Below are 18,999 nucleotides of genomic sequence, written 5' to 3' on the forward strand. Positions count from 1 at the left end.
CATGCTCCTTTCCGGTTATAGCCCGCTAATGAAAGGCAGCAATTCCAATTGACTGATTTGCCCTTCTTGAATCAATTGCTTCATACTCATTTCCATCGTATGCATCCCTTGGTCTCTTGCTGTTTGTAAGATATTTGGAATCTGATGCATTTTTTCATTGCGAATTAAGTTCTTTATCGCAGGGTTATTAATTAGTAATTCACTTGCAGCGACTCTCCCGGTACGGTTAATGGTTGGGAAAAGACGTTGAGATAAAACACCAAGCAAGACGTTCGCTAGCATGGAACGTATCTGGTTCTTTTGATGAGCAGGAAACACATCAATAATTCGGTCAATCGTGCCAGTCGTATCTTGAGTATGTAAGGTTCCTAAAACTAAGTGACCCGTTTCTGCAGCTGTGATAGCCGTTGAAATTGTTTCAAAGTCTCTTAATTCTCCTACTAAAATAACATCAGGATCTTGTCGCAAGCTCGCTCTTAGTCCTTCTTTAAAGGATAAGGTATCAAAACCGACTTCTCTTTGTTCAATAATCGATTTATTGTGTGAATGCAAGTATTCAATGGGGTCTTCCAATGTAATAATATGTCGATTCATCTCTTGATTCATGTAGTCAATCATCGAAGCGAGCGAAGTACTTTTGCCGCTCCCTGTTGGTCCAGACACCAAGATTAAGCCATGTGGTTTTCCAACCAATTCTTTTAGTTGCCTAGGCAACCCTAAGCTGTCTAATGATGGAATCTCTCGAGGGATGACTCGAAAAGCCATAGATAAGGCGTTTCTTTGATAAAAAATGTTTACCCTAAAACGAGAAACTCCAGCTATACCGTAGGACAAATCCACTTCACGTTTATCTTGCAGATGATCCCACAATTTATCATTTAATATAGCCTTGGCCATTATATAAATATCTTCCGGCATCAGTTTGTCTTGCTTCTGCGGAGTTAAGGTTCCATTAATTCGAAAAACTGGAGGAGAGCCAGCGACTAAATGGACATCTGACGCATCTTTGTAATTGGCCGCAATAAGCAGTTGATTTAATCTTTCCATATACGTGCTCCTCTATTCATCTAAAGAAGCCACTCGGAGCACTTCTTCGATGGTTGTTTTACCTTGTCTAACTTTTTCTAAGCCGTCATCAATTAAAAACCGAACACCTTTATCTTTCACGTGCTGTTTAATTTTTTGCATAGACGCTTGCTCCATCATGAGTTGCTTCACTGAATCATCTACAACGATTAGTTCGTGAATCGCCATACGGCCACGATAACCGGTGTGTCTACAGCGGTCGCAACCTTTGCCAACGGTCACTTCTTCAATCGTCTGATGTCTTCTCTCAAAGATTTCCTTTTCAATTGGGCTTGCTTTACGTGTTTCTGCACAATCCTTACAGACAGTTTTAACCAATCGTTGAGCCATGACTCCACTAAGAGACGAGACAACCAAATACGGTTCAACTCCCATATCGAATAAACGAGGAATCGCTTCGATTGCACTATTTGTGTGCAAGGTGCTAAATACTAAGTGCCCCGTTAACGAGGCCCGAATACTAATTTCAGCTGTTTCTCTGTCCCTTATTTCTCCGACCATAATAATATTCGGGTCTTGTCTTAAGATGGAACGTAGACCTGTCGCAAAGGTTAAGCCAATGGCGCTGTTTACTTGAACCTGGTTGATTCCTTCCAGTTGGAACTCAACCGGATCTTCCACCGTAATGATGTTAATGTTGGGACTGTTTAACTCATTGATTGAACCGTATAAGGTTGATGATTTACCCGACCCAGTAGGTCCAGTAATTAAAATCAAACCAGAAGGTTGTTCAATTAATTGTTGATACGCTTTTAAGGTGTCTTCCTGTAAACCAATATCTGCTACTTTATTGAAGACATTAGACATATCAAGAATTCGTATAACTACTTTTTCACCAAATACCGTTGGAAGTGTGGCTACACGTAAGTTAATTTTCTTATCAATCACTACAGTACTGATCCGTCCATCTTGTGGCAAACGCGTTTCGGTAATGTTTAAACCAGCTAAAATCTTAATTCTAGCGACTAAGGAACTCATCAATGATTTAGGTAACGTGCGGTCATTTCTCAAAACGCCATCTACCCGGTACCTTACTGTTACGGTAGTTTCTTGTTGATCCAAGTGGATATCTGATGCATGCATCGCTACGCCTGTTTCAAGCAATTGATCAAATATTCTGACTGCCGGTGCATCTTCACCTGCAATGTCTTCCACATTTACATCGTTGCTATCGTACAACCGGTTAATCGTCTGTAAAATGTCGTCCTTTGCCGCAATAACCGGCTGCACAGAGTATCCAGTTGATAATTCTAAATCTTCTATTGCAAAGAAATCCAGAGGGTCATGCATCGCAACGATTAATCGAGCATTCTCTTTTCTAACTGGCAATAGTAAATTCGAGCGTGCAAAGTCTTTTGAAACTAATTCGATTAAGGTTTGATCGATTGGATACTGGTAGAGAGACACACTTTGTAGTTTTAATTGAATTTCTAAAACATCAAGTAATTGTTTCTCAGTAATGTACCCTTGTTCAACCAATGCATCGCCTAATTTTTGATTATCTTTTTTCTGTTCAAGAGCTTCAACAATTTGGAATTCAGTGATTAAACCGGATTCTTTGAGTAAATCACCTAGTTTTTTTCGTTTTTGTACAGGCATGTTGTCCCTCCTTATCTTGCTTCTATAGTGGGTTGCGAGCTAATCAAGTCACTCTCACCAGGTTCTGGTCTAGAATTGCTGATTGTAAATGGAAACTTATTAAAATCATAAGCTTTATACTCAATTTTTGTTCCTCCGGATAATACAGCCTTCTCAGAAATAACAATTCCAGATATTGTTGCTCCACCTTCAACTATTAGATTCGCTTTAGGAGCAATCAAGAAAGTATTAGAATGTGTTCCTCCACTGAACTTAACAGAATTACCTCCAACTACGATGACGCCTTTGACGCTCGCTCCACTTCCTATATCTATAGAAGATCTTTTCGTAAATATCGATCCATTTAGATGCTGAGACCCTCCCATATTTACAGAATGACTACCAGCATAATATATTTTTACTTGATTTTCTCTGCCGTCTTTATTTATAGTACTACCTGATCCAAAAGATATCTTGTCAGTCACATAAAACGTGACTGATCCGTTTCCTACAATATCTATATGTCCGTTAGAAATGTCAAAATGTTCAACAACAATTGATAAATCTTTCCCATTAGTATTTATTTTCAACCTATTGTTCTCTGTAATTGTCATTGTCCTTATTGAAACATTATTATAATTATTTTCCTTATTAAAAGGATAACCATTTGCTAAATAATTATTTATACGAAGATCGCCATTTCTTTGAACTTGATGATGATTGTGTCCCCTTGTATCGGATATACTTTTATTAGATATATAAGGAAATATGGGTATTTCGGGAAACTGATTGCTAATATTTTCATATTGTTCCCACGGTAAAGGTGCTGCTCTACTATTTATTATCAATTGATCTTTACGTCCATAATGATCTGGCAAGCGGAATAAACTGTTTCCATTGGCTGACGGGTGATGAAAAGTTGCACCATTATAAATACTCGCTCCTCCGTCGATATAAATAGCTTCAGAACTTAAAGAGTCGATATGTACATCTCCATGTATAGATGCTCCACCTGTCAATTCTAGCTTATTTTTCACCACTATTGCAGCATTTAACGGTATTGGGGGAAAACTAATTCCAGTGTTTTTATCATGCCAAGTTATATCAACTTTTTTCTCTACTAATCGGGTATTATTTCCAACTTTTCCAGTTGATAATACTTTTACAGTTCTTGGATTATCGCCTGTTAATCCATCTAATTCTATCAATGCCAAAGGACTTTCACCGAACTGTTTAGCAAAATCTGTATACTTGTTCCCATTAATTTTCTCATTAATTTTTTTCTCTAATAACAGAAAGAAAGATTCTTTAGAAGTACTTATTGGATATGCCTCATTAACGAGTTCTACCATCTCCTCATAAGCCATATTAGCTCCTGCTTCTGCTATGTAATAAGCTGATGATGAATCGCGGTTCGTGTCACTCATCTTATAACCGCTAATCGTTATCGTCCCTAATGACACTCCTAGCACTGAAAGTACCATGAGTGTCATGAGGGCTATAATTAAACCACTGCCTTCTTCGTCATGTAAGAATCTATTCTTCAGTCGCTTGAACATTTGAACCCCTCCTGAGGTAAATGGTTGTGGAGTATCTTTCGCTTTGGTTTAAATCATTTGAACTGCTTGCAATGGTAATGACATAGGTATCAGTTTGATCCTTACTTGGAACGACCTCAAATTGTCCGACACGATTACTTAGAATTGAACCATTTCTCAGTAAAGTTGAGCCTTCTTTTTTATAACTGACTTCATCTACTACAATATGATGACTTGCCACAAGTTCAAAGTCATTTGCTGAACGAACATCCCTAGATATCATCGCTAAACTATACCTTAAGTCATTGGCTTGTCTATTGGATTCAGTCTGGCTCACGAATTGCCTTTGCCCAAACAGATGAACAGAGCCGACTAATAGTATAACGACAGACAATATGGTTATACTGGCCAATAGTTCAATTAAGGTAATGCCATCTTCTTTTTTCAAGTATCGCTTCATTTTTATCATTCCTTATTGAATGGCAATCGGTTTTCCATCTGAGCTCTCAATGTGCTTCCTTCGTAAACTGTGATGAGTACTTTGTAAAGCTCTGCATCTTTAAACGTTTCGCTATTATCTTTAGATAGTTCCGTTCTAATTAAGTAGCCATCAACAGATGTCTTCTTAAAATAAATACCCGAATCTGTTAACAACCCTAACCCACTCTCGGTTTCTTTAAACGTAAAGTTAGATGAATAATAAACCACTTCTTCCATTTGCTGTTGGGCTAAAAAAGTAGCTTCGTTAACGTCACTCGCTTGACTAGATGTTTTAGCGGATTGAATAAAGAAGGCTAAAAAGGATGTCACGATGATTGCTAATATGGCCAGAGCGGCTAGCAGCTCTACCAATGTCACGCCGTCTTCATTTTCAATTAACTGTTTATGCATATTCTCTGCCCCCTTTGCGGGCTGCAGTGACTCGGTTCCTTCCTTTTTGTTTGGATCCGATGTACATTGCTCTATCAGCTAAGGTGAGTAACACATCTGTATCTTTACTATCTGTTGGATAATTAGATAAACCGAAACTCGCAGTGACTGAAAGAGTGACTTCTTCAGTGGAATGAATGGATTGTTTGATGGTCAAGGGTAACTGCTCCAGTCTCGCTCTTAAGGTTTCCGCAAATTCCCAAGCTTGTAATTTCGTATAATTCGGCAAGAGAATGACAAATTCTTCTCCTCCAAATCTGGCAACACAGGTGTCATCAGTCATATAAGTAGCCAATAATTTAGATACTTGTGTTAAGACTTCATTTCCTGCTTGATGACCGTAACAGTCATTAACTTTCTTAAATTTATCCAAGTCTAAGACAATAAGAGAGAATGTTTCCACAGAATCGCTGTTCATTGTTTTTTCTAGCTTTTTAGCAAAGCCTTTGAGGTTAGCCAGGCCGGTTAAGTAATCCGTTTCAGCATGTGCTTCAAGGGCTTCATATTGAAATGCATTATCTAAGGCTACTGTAAAATATTGATGAAAAAGGTTAATTAGAGAAACGATTAACTCGCTATACATATTCTTTGTTTTATGGCTTAATAAAATGATACCGACTATTTGATCTTGATTTTTCACAGGCAAAACTAAAGCACTTTCAGCAATATAGTCAATGTCTCGTAAACAATTTGTTTTCCATTCTGAACTTCTGTCAAAACAAAGTATCTCGCTGCTTCTTGCTGCTCTACTTATAATTGACTTGTCCGATATAGGAAAGAGCTCCTCTACCAACTGTAGTCCATGCTCTTTTGAATATAAGCGTTCACGAACAGCTTCATCCTTACTTGTTAAAGAGAAATAGGATAAGCCGTCAGAAGGAAAGACAGAAAGCAACGAGTATAAATAGGTATCAATGACTTCATTAACATTTTTCTTCTCATTTAAAGATTGAGAGAACTTATTCACTTCTTTTAGATAATTGTTACTCTCCTTACTTTTTGAGTAGATATTGACACCTATCGTTACCGTGATGAAGGGCAATGAACCAATTAAAATACCATTAATAGCTAGTTCTTGATATAAATAAATCAATATAAAGGATAATGGCACAATGAACATGCTGGTAATTATTGCGAAGCGAAAATCTTCATCAATAAATGTGACCGTTTCTTTGTTATAAAATTTACTTTCAATTAAGTACATAGCGATTTGATTAGCGACTATATCAGCTATCATATAGGCGACGATTGCCATAAAACTAATTCGATTAGATAGTGGATCCGATATTAATCCATCTACAACATAATAGGCTATGGCCGAAAAAACAGATATAAATTGAAACATGAGCAAATTTAATGGATAACGGTAATGTTCATCTCTTTTAATATCATTTTTAATCATAAGTGCCACCAATGAAAAGCTGGAGACAATGATTTCACCAACTAGTCCGAAAACGACTAAGGCAGCTATTGACACGCCGTTAATTAAGAACAAAATCGAGTGCTCCGTTTTAATTGGGTACCAAGCTACAAGTATTCCCATCAGCAAAAACAGTCCGAACTCAATAGTTAATAAAGAATGAGTGTGAGGGGCTAAAGTGTATGATAAGTAATAAATTATTGGAGTAATGATTAAATATGTAAGCCATACGTTTCTTTTTTTTCTTTCTGACACCATTGTCTTTGCCTCCACCACTTTTATGAATAATTAATTAGAATTTAAGTTCTATTATTAGTTTATAGTTCTTTTTAGGCATAGTCAATTATTCGTAATTAGAGATATTTTCAGCTTCGTCACCAGTTTCAGGTCTTTTTGTACACTATATACAGGTTAGGGTATTAATTAATGCTAATTGTATTAAGTGAGTATTTATTCATAATAACTTGTAATAAATTGTTCACTAATATGGCTAAATAACGCTATGAAGATTAAATCATCTTCATAGCGTTATTATCAGCAGATAGATTGAGAATTTCACATGGCGTAACAGGTTTACTGAAATAGTAACCTTGACCATACTCGCAAAGATTTTCTCTAAGAAAGTCTAATTGCTCAATCGTTTCAATACCTTCGGCAATGATTTTAAAATCTAAACTTTTACCCATTTGAATCATTGTTTTTACCAAAGAAGCTGTATTTGATTTGCTGGCAATGTGATCAATGAAAGATTTATCAATCTTAACCATATCAACTAATACATTATTCAATACACTCAAAGAAGAATACCCTGTCCCAAAGTCATCTATGGCAACCTTAATGCCATATCCGTGTAACTCTTGAATGATACGATTAGCTTGTTCACCTTTTGTCATCACACTCTCTGTTATTTCAACAATAAAGTAAGACGGATCGAGATCGTACAATTCTAAAACGTTTTTAACTTTGTTTCCAAAATATTGATCCTCTAACTGTAAGGCAGAAACGTTGACAGAAATATGTAAAAATAAATTCTTCTCTTGCCACACTTTCGTTTGTCGAACGGCTTCATGTATGACCCAGTAACCAATTTCATTAATAATCCCGGCTTCTTCAGCTACAGGAATAAACTCCATTGGAGGAACAGTCCCTAAAATAGGGTGCTCCCATCTAAGCAAGGCTTCGACGCCATACATTTCTTCCGTCTCCATTATGACTTTCGGCTGATAAGCCAAATACAATTCATTTTTGGCTAATGCTTCTTTTAGGCCAAACTCAATTCGGCGTTTTCTTTCAATGGCAGCCGCATCACTCGCTTCAAACAAGTGGAAGTTGTTTTTTCCAGACCGCTTCACCTTGTACATGGCTATTTCAGCTTGTTGGAGAAGAGCTTCCATGTCTTGCGCATTGTCTGGGTAACGGCTGATACCTATACTAGCCGTAACATAAAATGTTGACTCTTCAACTTTAAACGGTTGGGTAAACAGATCAACAATCGCTCGACCTGTTTCTTTACAAGACGCCTCGGTGCCACAGTCAAGCATAATAAATATTTCGTCTTCGCTCTCTCGTGCTATAATGGCTTCTTCCCCTAGAAGGTTTCTTAAACGCTCTGTAACTTTTATCAGTACTTGATCCCCAGCATGTCTTCCGTACAACTCATTTATCGTTCTGAAACGGTCAATATCCAATATATATATAGCAATGTCTTCCGTCGCTCCGTATTTAGAGCATTCTGTATGATTATTGAGTCGTTTTTCAAATTCTTCCGTCATTTTCGTTCGATTGGGCAATTGAGTCAGAATATCAAAATACGTTACTTGATGTAACTCTTCTTGCTTACGGTTAACAACTTCCAATAACTCTTTTTCTTTTTTACTCAATTTTCTGTATTTACTTTGAAGCTTTTTAATCCATGATTTAGCAGTTGGCTTTTTTATTCCAGGTCCATCTTTCTTCGTCAAGTCAAGATTAACAGGTAAAAGCCCAAGGATGTATTTTTCATTGTTTCTCATGCGACTCACTTGATAAGCAGCCAGCAAGATTAAGAACAATAATAACAATTGAATGATAGTATTGGCTTTAAGCGAGTGGTGCAAAGGTAGGTTTAGATTTATCAGGACTGTTATCATATAAATAAATACTCCTTAGATAATTATTGAAAGAAACCCATTAACTATGAGTATCATTCTCTGTATAGCTCTGTTATTCTCTTCCGATATTAAACCTTCACTTAGCCACTATCTCCGTGTAAGTAAGTGCATTATATAATACTAAAGAAGAAAATACTTAGGTAATTAGAAAAAATGTGTCTTTATACTCATTTCTGTCACTTTTCGATAGCCTCTTCCAATTCAATCACTTGTTGAGTCATATCATGTAGCTCTTTAGAAATTAAGGCGAAATCATTATGCGTTGTCACTAGTGATGCAGAAATTTCCTCTATGGTTGAGGCATTTTCCTCAGAAGTCGCTGAAAGATTCTGCATGACCGTAATCAGTTCTTCTGTCTGTTCTTTCATATTGTCTCCGACTTCTGCCACAGCAAAAATAACAGATTGCAGGGTTAAAATCGCTTTTGATAAGGAATCAAACTGGTTATTTGTATCATCCAAACTATTTTGTTGGTCAATTGTAATAGACCGCAAGACGTTTACAGATCCAACTGCTTCCTTAGCTTGATTGGTCAAATTGCTAATGACATCAACAATCTCTTCATTAAATTGATTAGACTGTTCCGCTAGCTTACGAATTTCTTCAGCTACGACGGCAAAACCTCTTCCCTCTTCTCCAGCACGAGCAGCTTCAATAGATGCGTTCAATGCTAACAGGTTCGTTTGCTCTGAGATACTTGCTATTTCAGCAGATGCTAGCTCTATTTTTTCGACTGAATTAGAAGTTGATCGGATCATTGTTTCAATTTCTCTGACATTTTCGATACTTTGTTCAGTATTTTCAGTCAATGATGTCATGTTATTCATACTGGTTTCTCTTAAGGTATTGGCTTCGCGTGTTTTCTGCGTTAATTCAACCATATGTTTAGAGTGAATTTGGAGTAATTTACCTAATTCAACAACCTTTTCAGCACCTTTTTCCGTGTCTTCTGCTTGAATACTAGTGGATTCGGACATGTCTTCGATGGCTCGTGTGACTTCTTTTGACGCAGCTTCGATTGATGTACTTGTTGATTCCAATGTTTCTGAACTAGTATGTAGCTGACGGGCCGTACTGCTGGCAGTATTAATGAGTTGAGTTAACTCTAGGGATTGGTTATCTGATTCATATATAGCCTTCTCAATTTGTTGAATCAGTTTGTCACCATTAAAAACGACGACTCCAGTAGCGACTAAACTGAACACATATAAAACACCCATGATGCTATACTCAACAGGATTGGCTATAGCCATTAAATTAAACACAATAAGGGCTCCTAAATTAGCCAGACCAAGCACACTGGACAAAAGAAAAATTCGTTTGTCTAAGTAAATCGTTGAGAGAATAACATAAAGAAACAAGACACTCCAAACTGTTTGTGTATACAGTGTCGAAGCTATCATCAACGGTAAAGCATACATTAAAGTAACCGCAATAAATTTGCCAGACTGTCGTTTTCCAGTTAGCTTAAGACTTAGAAAGAGTAAAACTAAAACGATAAGTGTATAAGAAACAAAAGAGATAAAACTCTCGTATGTAAGCCAATCGAGCCTTGAGAATAAATAAATAACGGGATAAGCAGCTATCACCATGCCAATAATTAAATATGTAAGAATACGTGTGGCTTTCTGATTGTAATTTTCCTTCAGAGATAAAGGTCCCTTCTCGACCCTCTTTTCTGTCTGGATGGGTAGTGCAGCTAGCTTCATTCGATTTCCACCTTTCAATATACTTCCTAATTAGTATTATCGGCTAACAAACTAAACAATTAAGAGCGCTTTACATTTTTTATCCAGTTGACAGGAGTTAATCTAAAGACAAATAAACCCAATTACAGGTTGTGTCCTGTAATTGGGTTTATTGTATTAGACGACAAAGTAGTCGCCCGTTTTCATGCTATATAAAAGTAACGTGTGATTTTTTGACCGGTCACTTTTTATTTTTCCTTTATTCAACTCAATGACTCGAGAAGGCATCCGCTCGACAAAGGAGTAATCATGAGTAGCCATAATGACGGTCGTTCCCGTTTTATTGATTTTATGCAAAAGCTTTAACATATCATAACCCGTTTTCGGATCCAGATTTCCTGTTGGTTCATCAGCGATTAAAATTCCCGGACGATGGACTATCGCTCGAGCAATAGCTACACGCTGTTGTTCGCCACCAGAACATTGGGAAGGGAAATCCAATGCTTTGTGTTTTAAGCCAACAGTCGTTAAAGCATCCATTACTTTTTCTTCAATAGATGCAGTCGAATGACCCGTTACTTCTAATACGTAAGCAACGTTTTCATACACGGTTTTTTGAGGCAATAAATGAAACTCTTGAAAAACAATACCAACTTCTCTTCTTAATAGATGGAGATGATTCGCCTTTATCTGGTTAACGACTCGCGAACCGACAACAACATAACCTTGAGTTGGGTATTCTTTCCCATATAGTAACTTCATCAAGGATGACTTACCAGAACCACTTTGACCGACTAAGTAAACAAATTCTCCTTGATCAATAGTCAACGAAATGTCCGTTAAGGCAGTCACTTTATTTTTGTATGTTTTTGAGACTTGTTTTAATCGAATCATCTTCTATCTCCTTCAGTCCATCACTCTTAATTAAACTGATTAATGAGTGAGTAAATCTCGTCTATACTCTGGACAACTTTTGCATTCATGGCGTATGCTCTTTGAGTCATAATCATGTCAGTAAAGCTCTGAGCTAAATCAACATTGGACCCTTCTGTGTATCCACTTAAGAGTTGCCCAAAGGACTCAGGGTTCTCAGCTGAATTGAGGAGGTTTGCTCCTTCTGCCAGTCGATACATATTTCCACCAGCCGGTGTCAATGCACCTGAATCTGTTGGCATATAAAGCGGGATTTGGCCGACTAAAACCGATTGACCATTCATAACCATGGTTACTTCTCCTGTTTTATCGACAGCTAATTGATCTTTTTGCCACTGCTCTACCGGAATAAAAGCAGTCATGTCAAGGTAATCGCCACGGTCGTTAACCAATTGGTTTTGTTCATTTAAATGAAACGCACCGTCTCTTGTCAGCATTAATTCGTTATCGTCATTTCTGACTCCGAAGAATCCTGCGCCTCCAACCGATAGATGAAAGGGGTCAGAAGATTCTACAAGGCTCCCTTGACTATGGGTTTGTTTGGCTTCACCGATTCGAATACCAACGCCATTGCTGGCTTGGTTTGCATCGGGAGATAACCTAACATCTTGTTCTGTAGCAGCATTATGTACCAATTCTGTGAATTGAACGGTGCTTTCTTTAAACCCTATTGTGTTAACATTTGCTATATTATGAGCGATGGTATTCATTTTATTCTGCTGTGCTTGCATCGCGTTTCTTGAAATCGTATAAGGTATTCTCAACCCTTTTCCCTCCTTCATTTAAATTGATTAGGTACGTCCTACTTCTTGAGTCGCACGAGTCAACGTATCATTAACGGATTGAAGCACTTTCTGATTGGCTTCGAATTCTCTGGATATCTGAAGCATACTGGTCATGACATCTACCATATCAACGTTGGATGATTCGATATAGCCTTGTTCAATCGTGAATCCATCTCCTACTGGTACACCATTTCCACCTTGAAAAAGTGATCCTCCATTACTGGTTAAGGCTGCTTGGTCGTCAACTTGAGAGAGAAATAAAAATTGAGGTGCATTCGTACCTGTATGGACAAACCCGTAAGCATCTACTGTAAAGGATTGCTCCATATCAGTGCCTACCGTTATTGGAGTAATGGTGCCATCAGGTTGAATCCCTAGGACTTGATAGCCCTCTTGAGTCACAAGGCCCCCTTGGTCATCTATTCTAAAGTTTCCATTTTTAGTGTAAAACCGCTCCCCAGCTTGATTCTCCACTGTAAAGAAGGCATCACCATTAATGGCTAAATCAGTCGTGTTTTCAGTTAGTTGAAGACCTCCGCTTGAAAAGTCTCTGACCGCTTCATCTAGTTGGTTCGAGAAAACAAGCTCCCCAACCTCTCTTCTTTTATTGGCTTCAATACCTTCAGTATAATTATGTATAGCGACTTGTGGTGTCGTGCTTGAAACGAGTTGTTGTGACTTGTAACCCGGTGTCAGCGTATTGGCTGCATTAGCGGCTAAGTTCTTCTGTTTTTCAGACAAGACATTGAAACTGTTAGTGACGGTTGTCATTCCTCTAATCATTGTCAAACACCTTTCCAAATGATTCTCTTAGTTTTAATAAGGCTTTACCGTGAATTTGAGATACTCGAGGAGTCGATATGTCAAAGATATAGGCCACTTCTTTCATGCTTAACTCTTCAAAATAAATCAACTGAAGCATCTGCTGTTCCCGTTCAGATAACAGGGTAATAGCTTTCTCCATAAAAGCAAGTTGCTCGGTTTTAATTATCTTATCTTCTGCTTTAATGGCATTATCATCAGTTAATACTTCTAGCAAATTTTTTTCGTTCGAAGCATCTTCAAATAGAATATCATCCAACGATATATCAGCTAAGGAATGGACTGATTCGTATATTTTTCTTAACTCTTCATCAGTAATACCCATATGACCACAAATTTCTTTTTCAGTCGGCGTGCGCAGTAAGGTTTGTTGTACTGTATTAATTGCAGCATAATAATCATTCACTGCTTTGATCTTGTTTCTTGAAACTCGAGAGGTTTTTCTGATTTCGTCAATGATGGTCCCTTTAATTCGTGTATACGCATAGTTAATAAATGGGACATTCAACGTCTCATCGTATCGTTCAATCGCGTTCATTAAGCCGATAACACCAATGTTGACTAGGTCGTCATGATCGTATTCTTTGTTATTTATTTTTAATCCGTGCACGACTTTATGAATAAGCGGCATATACTGCATGATGGTTTCATTTCGTTGAGTATCTTCCATTTTATCCCTCCATTCCTTTTTGAACCTTTATCATCATGCCATCGATACCATGCCAACACTCTCAATAGCAACATCATTTGGTATTTCATTGAGTGAGATGACAGCCAATTCAGGAAAGTTAAACGTCAAAAGATTTTTCATAGCTGGTCTAATTTTTGGTGTCGTTAATATAACAAAAGGAATCCCTTGAGCACTCATCAAATGAGTCTGTTCATTAATACTATCAAACAAGCGATTCACTTCTTGGGACTGCAAAACAGGGATCGATCCTTGAGTAGATTTTTGTATGGTCGCACTGATTCTCTCTTCTGTATCGGGATGGACGGTGACGACATGTAAGATTCCTTCAGCATCCATATGTTCTTTTACAATTGTGCGTTTCAATGTTTGTCTAACGTACTCTGTTAATGTTTCCGAATCCTTAACCGTATTGCCGTAATCTGCTAAGGTTTCGAGGATGGATACTAAGTCAGTGATTGGCACAGCTTCTTTTAATAAACGCTGCAAGACTTTTTGAACATCACCTAACTGCATAATATCTGGAATCAACTCTTCAATAACCACATTGTAATTATCTTTAATACCTTCAAGCAGCTCTTTGACTTCTTGTCTGCCAAGTAGCTCGTCTGCATTAGTTTTCATGACTTCTTTTACGTGGGTAATTAAAACGGTCAAAGGATCCACAACGGTGTAGTCATGTAATTCAGCGATTTCTTTATTTTTATCAGTAACCCATAAAGCGTCCAGTCCAAAGGCCGGCTCTATCGCTTCGATACCACTAATTTCTTCTTCGATACCGCCTGGTTCTACCACTAAAAACTTATCAGGGTAAAGAGTCCCCGCCGCTACTTCGTTCCCTTTGATTTTAATCACATAATCGTGCTGGCCTAATTGTAAATTGTCTCGGATGCGAATCGGATTCAATAAAATGCCTAATTCATAAGATAGTTGTTTACGAATGGCAGCGATTTGATCAGTTAGATTCGACTGCTGATCTTCATTTGCCAATGGAATCAAACCGTATCCTATCTCAACAGCAATGCGGTCTACTTGGAATAAAGACGCTGTTTCTTCAACCGGCTCCACTTCTCTTTGAGTGGCAGCTTGACTTGCCATAGTAGCTTCTAGTTCTCTGCTCGTTTTTTGATTTTCATTAACTAAGTAACCACTAACTCCCATAGCCACACCCAATAAAATAAAAGGAATAAAAGGAAAGCCTGGAACTAGAGCAAACAACACCATAAGAAACGACACAATGTATAAGACTTGTGGGGTACTGAATAATTCGCCACTAATCGTATCGCCAAAGCCTTTTTCGTTAGACGTTCGAGTGACTAAAATACCGGATGCAACTGATATTAATAGTGAGGGGACTTGACTAACTAAGCCGTCACCAATCGTTAACTGTCCAAAGTGATTAATGGCTTCAACAATGGTGTAACCGCCTTGAAGAGTGTGTATGGCGATTCCACCGAATAATGTCACTAATGTAATGACTATACCCGCAATCGCATCCCCTTTTACAAACTTACTTGCACCATCCATGGCTCCGTAAAAATTGGCTTCTTTTTCTAGATTGGAACGTCTTAACTTCGCCATATCCTCGTTAATCAATCCAGAATTTAAATCCGCATCAATAGCCATCTGTTTCCCTGGCATAGCATCCAAGGTGAATCGTGCGGATACTTCCGCTACTCGACTGGCACCGTTGGTAACGACAAGCATTTGAACGAGAACGATGATAATGAAAATAACGGCTCCTACTATAAAGTTGTTACCCGCAACGAATCCACCGAAGGCTTCAATAACAGCACCCGCATCACCTTCGCTTAGAATCAGTCGTGTTGAACTGATATTAAGGGCTAACCGAATCATGGTGGTAATGAGTAACATCGTAGGGAAACTCAAGAATTCAAGAACTGAGTGAGTGAACAGGGTCAGTACTAGGATCGTTATACCTAAAGCGATATTAATAACTAATAGGATATCCAACAAGAATGGTGGCATCGGAATAATGATAATACCAATGATGGATACGACGACAAACGCTATCCCTATATTTAATGAATTGGCCATCTTTGTTTCCTTAGTATTGACTGCCTGATTGTTCACTTAGCATTTCACCTTTACTTTCTCATTACTCTTTATAATATCTTATGTTTTTTACGTTCTTCTGCCTGGAAGATCAATGCCAATATTTCGGCGATAGCTTGATACATCTCAGCAGGAATCGGATCATTTGGTTCGACAACTTTGTATAAAGCACGAGCCAATAGTTTGTTTTCAATCATGGGAATAGCTGACTCTTTAGCCAATTCCCTCATTTTCAGAGCCATCAAATCTTGGCCTTTTGCTAATACAATGGGGACATGATCTTTTTCTTTATCGTACCTGATGGCAATCGCGAAGTGGGTCGGGTTGGTAATCAAAACCGTTGCTTCCTTCACATCATTCAGGTTCCCGGCAAGCATGCTGCGGTATCTCGCTTTACGCTGAGATTTCACTTGCGGGTCCCCTTCCATTTCTTTGTATTCATCTTTTATTTCTTGCATAGACATCATCAAGTTTTTCTTGTGATCATAGCGTTGGTAAACATAATCAACGACTCCAAGTAAAGCCATAAATAACCCTAAACTAATAGCCATACTTGAAATGAGTTCGATCATTAAAGGATATAAACCAGCTATGCCTAAATTACCCGAGTTTAAAATAATCGATGAGGAATCAGTTAAGGTCTTATACATAAAACCAACGACAATCCCTAATTTGACCAAGTTTTTCCCCAAGCCGAAAATGGCCTTCTTACCAAATATATTTTTAAAGCCACTAATAGGATTCAGTTTGCTAAAGCTAGGTTTCATTGATTCACCAGAAAAGACGAATCCAAATTGAACAATATTTCCTATAAAAGCTGTGATAAAAGCAATAGCCAAAAAGGGTGCTGATAAGACAATGAACCACACAATAGCTTTCATTCCGATAGATCCTAACTCATGTATAGCAGCGGTTGGATCGTTTCCAAATCTGAGTGACTGTTGGAGGTAGACTAAGGTCCGTTCTAATACATAACCTGACAAAACGGTTAAAGTCGCAGCGAACAAGACAAAAGAGAGAGACGAGGACAAATCCTGACTTTTAGGAATCTGTCCTTTCTTTCTGGCATCCCTCATCTTCTTGGGGGTGGGTTTTTCTGTTTTACCGTCTTTTTCTGCCATTCTTTTGTCCCCCCTTTTAAATCAATTCACTTAGCTTAAAGAATACAACCATTCATTCATGTATTTAATCATTTCTGGGAACAAGTCCCCTATGTTCTTCATCAATGTTGATATGAAGAAAAACATGATGATTAAACTAATCAATGTTTTCATCGGCATCCCTAAGATTAACACGTCTATTTGAGGAACCGTTCTGGAAATCAATGCCAGTGTCAATTCCGATAGCAGAGCCACAATAATCAATGGAACCGCCAGCTGAATCGCTGTAGCAAAGGTGTAGCCGAATAATTTAATGATGCCTTCCATCCCAATATGGGTAAAGGTTAATTGGTCCAAAGGTGCCCACTGATAAGACTGTACTAAAGTAGTAATGACTTGATGATGCATATCAGCTAAGAAAAAAATCATAATCGAAATCCAGTAATACACTCGACCATAGTTGGATACACTTACACCAAGAGATGGATCGTATATCTGCCCCATGGAAAAGCCCACTTGAAAGTCGACCAGTGTACCAGCTATCTCAACAGCACTAAAGAATAATAAAGTAATATACCCCAAAGCCATTCCGATAAGCAGTTCTTTGATAGCTAATATGACGAATACTCCCATAGCGAGTTCCGTCCCCATCGCTGGAATCACTCCCATAATAGGCAAGGCTAAGCCGACTGCCAAAGCCACTTTTGTAATGGTAGGAAAGCTTGAATGAGAAAACCCAGGACTGATACTAATGAACACTGTCAGCCGTATCATGACTAGTAAGAATTGTTGCACTTCTCCATTCATCAGATCACAAGCCCGCTATAATGGAGAATAAGTTCTCAGTAAAGGCGACGAGTGAATTCAACATAAAGTTTCCTAATAAAACTAGTGTGAGCAAGATGGCAAATAACTTCGGAACGAAACTCAGCGTCTGTTCCTGTATCTGAGTCGTAGCCTGGATTATACTGATAACTAGTCCAATGACCAGAGCCACAATTAATACTGGCCCTCCTACTCTAATCAATACAAGAAACGCTTCTGCCAGAACATCTAATACATTTTGAATCGACATATGTATACCCTTCCTCTTAATCGTGTTTCTTCATTAAATACCTTGTTAATAGAAACTTCCTACGAGTGACTCAACGACTAAATACCATCCGTCTACCATTACAAATAAGAGAAGCTTAAATGGTAGCGAGATCATGACAGGAGACAACATGAACATCCCCATGGACATTAAAATACTGGCGACAACGATATCGATGACCAAGAAGGGAATAAATATCAAGAAGCCGATGGTAAATGCGGTTCGCAGCTCGCTGATGGCAAAAGCTGGAATCACTGTAAACAATGACAAATCTTCTGGTTCTTCAGGAAAACTGTCCCCACTTAATTGAACAAAGAGTTCCAAGTCACTGGTTCGTGTCTGCTCCAACATAAAGCCCTTAATCGGTTCTTCGGCCGTACTCAGCGCTTCTTCTCTGGATATCTCTCCAGCTAACATCGGCTGTAAGGCTTCTTCATTCACTTGATTATAAATAGGTCTCATGATAAAGACTGATAAAAATAAGGCTAGTCCAATTAGAATCTGATTCGGTGGACTTTGCTGCGTTCCTAAAGCATTTCGTGTAAAGGATAAAACGATAAGTATGCGCGTGAAACTGGTCGTCAACACTAAAAATGACGGGATAAGCGCAATAATAAACAATAAAAAGTACAAGTTAACTGCTTCAGAGGAGCCATTCGTGACAGAAAGACCTTCCAACATATTTTCTGTCATGCTTTATTGCTTCCTTTCTTTAGGCAGTACCGTATTGGACTTTCGTTTTTCTTTGATTAACGTGCTTGCATTAACCATCGTTTTTGATAAAAATGAATCAGTATGTAATATCGGTTGGTCAACCTTCTTGGCCAACTTTAATTGAATTGCTTCTTTTTCTTCTTGAGTAAACGTCTTAATGACGTCACTCGATGTATCAGACACACTCATTAACAAATAGTCAGACTCTACTTGTACAATACAAAGAGAGGAGTGCTTAGAAACCGGGACACGTTCGATGACGTTAATGAGTTTGCTCGATGAACGGGACAGTGTATTCAATTTTTTTAATAAGTAATTTGCAAGTATGATAATCACTGCTAAGGCAAATAACATCTGTAAGACGTCAGGTAATCCCATTTTATCGCTCCTCTCTTTAT

The 18,999-nt window shown here is 38.1% G+C and carries 18 protein-coding genes; all 18 read right to left on the reverse strand.

The features are described from left to right. Window positions 1-15: 15 nt before the first annotated feature. The 18 genes from C3945_RS06520 to C3945_RS06605 all read right to left on the reverse strand — a co-directional run bounded on the left by C3945_RS06520 (window position 16) and on the right by C3945_RS06605 (window position 18,979). Complete coding sequence (locus C3945_RS06520; protein ID WP_161878890.1) at window positions 16-1,047, reverse strand: type IV pilus twitching motility protein PilT; 1,032 nt, start codon at window positions 1,045-1,047, stop codon at window positions 16-18. Window positions 1,048-1,059: 12 nt separating this feature from the next. Continuing rightward, on the reverse strand, window positions 1,060-2,685 hold the full coding sequence (locus C3945_RS06525) for a GspE/PulE family protein (protein ID WP_161878891.1): 1,626 nt from the start codon (window positions 2,683-2,685) through the stop codon (window positions 1,060-1,062). Window positions 2,686-2,696: 11 nt separating this feature from the next. After that, a complete protein-coding gene (locus C3945_RS06530) occupies window positions 2,697-4,223 on the reverse strand; it encodes a pilus assembly PilX family protein (protein WP_161878892.1) in 1,527 nt (508 codons plus the stop codon). Next, the gene (locus tag C3945_RS06535; protein ID WP_161878893.1) at window positions 4,201-4,662 is read right to left on the reverse strand and encodes a PilW family protein; all 462 of its coding nucleotides are present in this window, start codon (window positions 4,660-4,662) and stop codon (window positions 4,201-4,203) included. The genes C3945_RS06530 and C3945_RS06535 overlap by 23 nt, the downstream gene beginning before the upstream one ends. A 5-nt stretch (window positions 4,663-4,667) precedes the next feature. Next, window positions 4,668-5,093: a type IV pilus modification PilV family protein gene (locus tag C3945_RS06540; RefSeq protein WP_161878894.1), complete on the reverse strand. Its 426-nt coding sequence runs from the start codon at window positions 5,091-5,093 to the stop codon at window positions 4,668-4,670. Further along, complete coding sequence (locus C3945_RS06545; protein ID WP_161878895.1) at window positions 5,086-6,675, reverse strand: sensor domain-containing diguanylate cyclase; 1,590 nt, start codon at window positions 6,673-6,675, stop codon at window positions 5,086-5,088. The genes C3945_RS06540 and C3945_RS06545 overlap by 8 nt, the downstream gene beginning before the upstream one ends. Window positions 6,676-7,061: 386 nt before the next feature. Continuing rightward, complete coding sequence (locus C3945_RS06550) at window positions 7,062-8,681, reverse strand: putative bifunctional diguanylate cyclase/phosphodiesterase (RefSeq protein ID WP_161878896.1); 1,620 nt, start codon at window positions 8,679-8,681, stop codon at window positions 7,062-7,064. A 197-nt stretch (window positions 8,682-8,878) separates the two neighbouring features. After that, window positions 8,879-10,411, reverse strand: coding sequence for a methyl-accepting chemotaxis protein (locus C3945_RS06555; protein ID WP_161878897.1), 1,533 nt, complete (start codon window positions 10,409-10,411; stop codon window positions 8,879-8,881). Window positions 10,412-10,567: 156 nt separating this feature from the next. Next, entirely contained in the window at window positions 10,568-11,284 is a 717-nt protein-coding gene (ftsE, locus tag C3945_RS06560; RefSeq protein WP_161878898.1) for a cell division ATP-binding protein FtsE, read from the reverse strand. Window positions 11,285-11,310: 26 nt separating this feature from the next. Further along, complete coding sequence (locus tag C3945_RS06565; RefSeq protein ID WP_161878899.1) at window positions 11,311-12,087, reverse strand: flagellar hook-basal body protein; 777 nt, start codon at window positions 12,085-12,087, stop codon at window positions 11,311-11,313. Window positions 12,088-12,114: 27 nt separating this feature from the next. Further along, the gene (locus tag C3945_RS06570) at window positions 12,115-12,891 is read right to left on the reverse strand and encodes a flagellar hook-basal body complex protein (RefSeq protein WP_161878900.1); all 777 of its coding nucleotides are present in this window, start codon (window positions 12,889-12,891) and stop codon (window positions 12,115-12,117) included. Beyond that, on the reverse strand, window positions 12,884-13,600 hold the full coding sequence (locus tag C3945_RS06575; protein ID WP_161878901.1) for a sigma-70 family RNA polymerase sigma factor: 717 nt from the start codon (window positions 13,598-13,600) through the stop codon (window positions 12,884-12,886). The genes C3945_RS06570 and C3945_RS06575 overlap by 8 nt, the downstream gene beginning before the upstream one ends. A gap of 33 nt (window positions 13,601-13,633) precedes the next feature. Continuing rightward, window positions 13,634-15,676, reverse strand: a complete 2,043-nt coding sequence (gene flhA, locus C3945_RS06580) for a flagellar biosynthesis protein FlhA (protein WP_161878926.1) — start codon at window positions 15,674-15,676, stop codon at window positions 13,634-13,636. A gap of 68 nt (window positions 15,677-15,744) precedes the next feature. Continuing rightward, a complete protein-coding gene (gene flhB / locus C3945_RS06585; RefSeq protein ID WP_161878902.1) occupies window positions 15,745-16,815 on the reverse strand; it encodes a flagellar biosynthesis protein FlhB in 1,071 nt (356 codons plus the stop codon). A 30-nt stretch (window positions 16,816-16,845) separates the two neighbouring features. After that, window positions 16,846-17,601 (reverse strand): flagellar biosynthetic protein FliR, encoded by a 756-nt coding sequence (gene fliR, locus C3945_RS06590; RefSeq protein ID WP_161878903.1) that lies wholly within the window; start codon window positions 17,599-17,601, stop codon window positions 16,846-16,848. Between the two features lie 4 nt (window positions 17,602-17,605). After that, window positions 17,606-17,869 (reverse strand): flagellar biosynthesis protein FliQ, encoded by a 264-nt coding sequence (gene fliQ, locus C3945_RS06595; protein ID WP_161878904.1) that lies wholly within the window; start codon window positions 17,867-17,869, stop codon window positions 17,606-17,608. Window positions 17,870-17,914: 45 nt separating this feature from the next. Then, window positions 17,915-18,580, reverse strand: coding sequence for a flagellar type III secretion system pore protein FliP (gene fliP / locus C3945_RS06600; RefSeq protein ID WP_161878905.1), 666 nt, complete (start codon window positions 18,578-18,580; stop codon window positions 17,915-17,917). A 3-nt stretch (window positions 18,581-18,583) separates the two neighbouring features. Continuing rightward, window positions 18,584-18,979 (reverse strand): flagellar biosynthetic protein FliO, encoded by a 396-nt coding sequence (locus tag C3945_RS06605; RefSeq protein ID WP_161878906.1) that lies wholly within the window; start codon window positions 18,977-18,979, stop codon window positions 18,584-18,586. Window positions 18,980-18,999 lie beyond the last annotated feature (20 nt).

Origin of the sequence: Alkalibacterium sp. MB6, assembly GCF_009935905.1 — a bacterium.
Lineage (GTDB): Bacteria > Bacillota > Bacilli > Lactobacillales > Carnobacteriaceae_A > Alkalibacterium.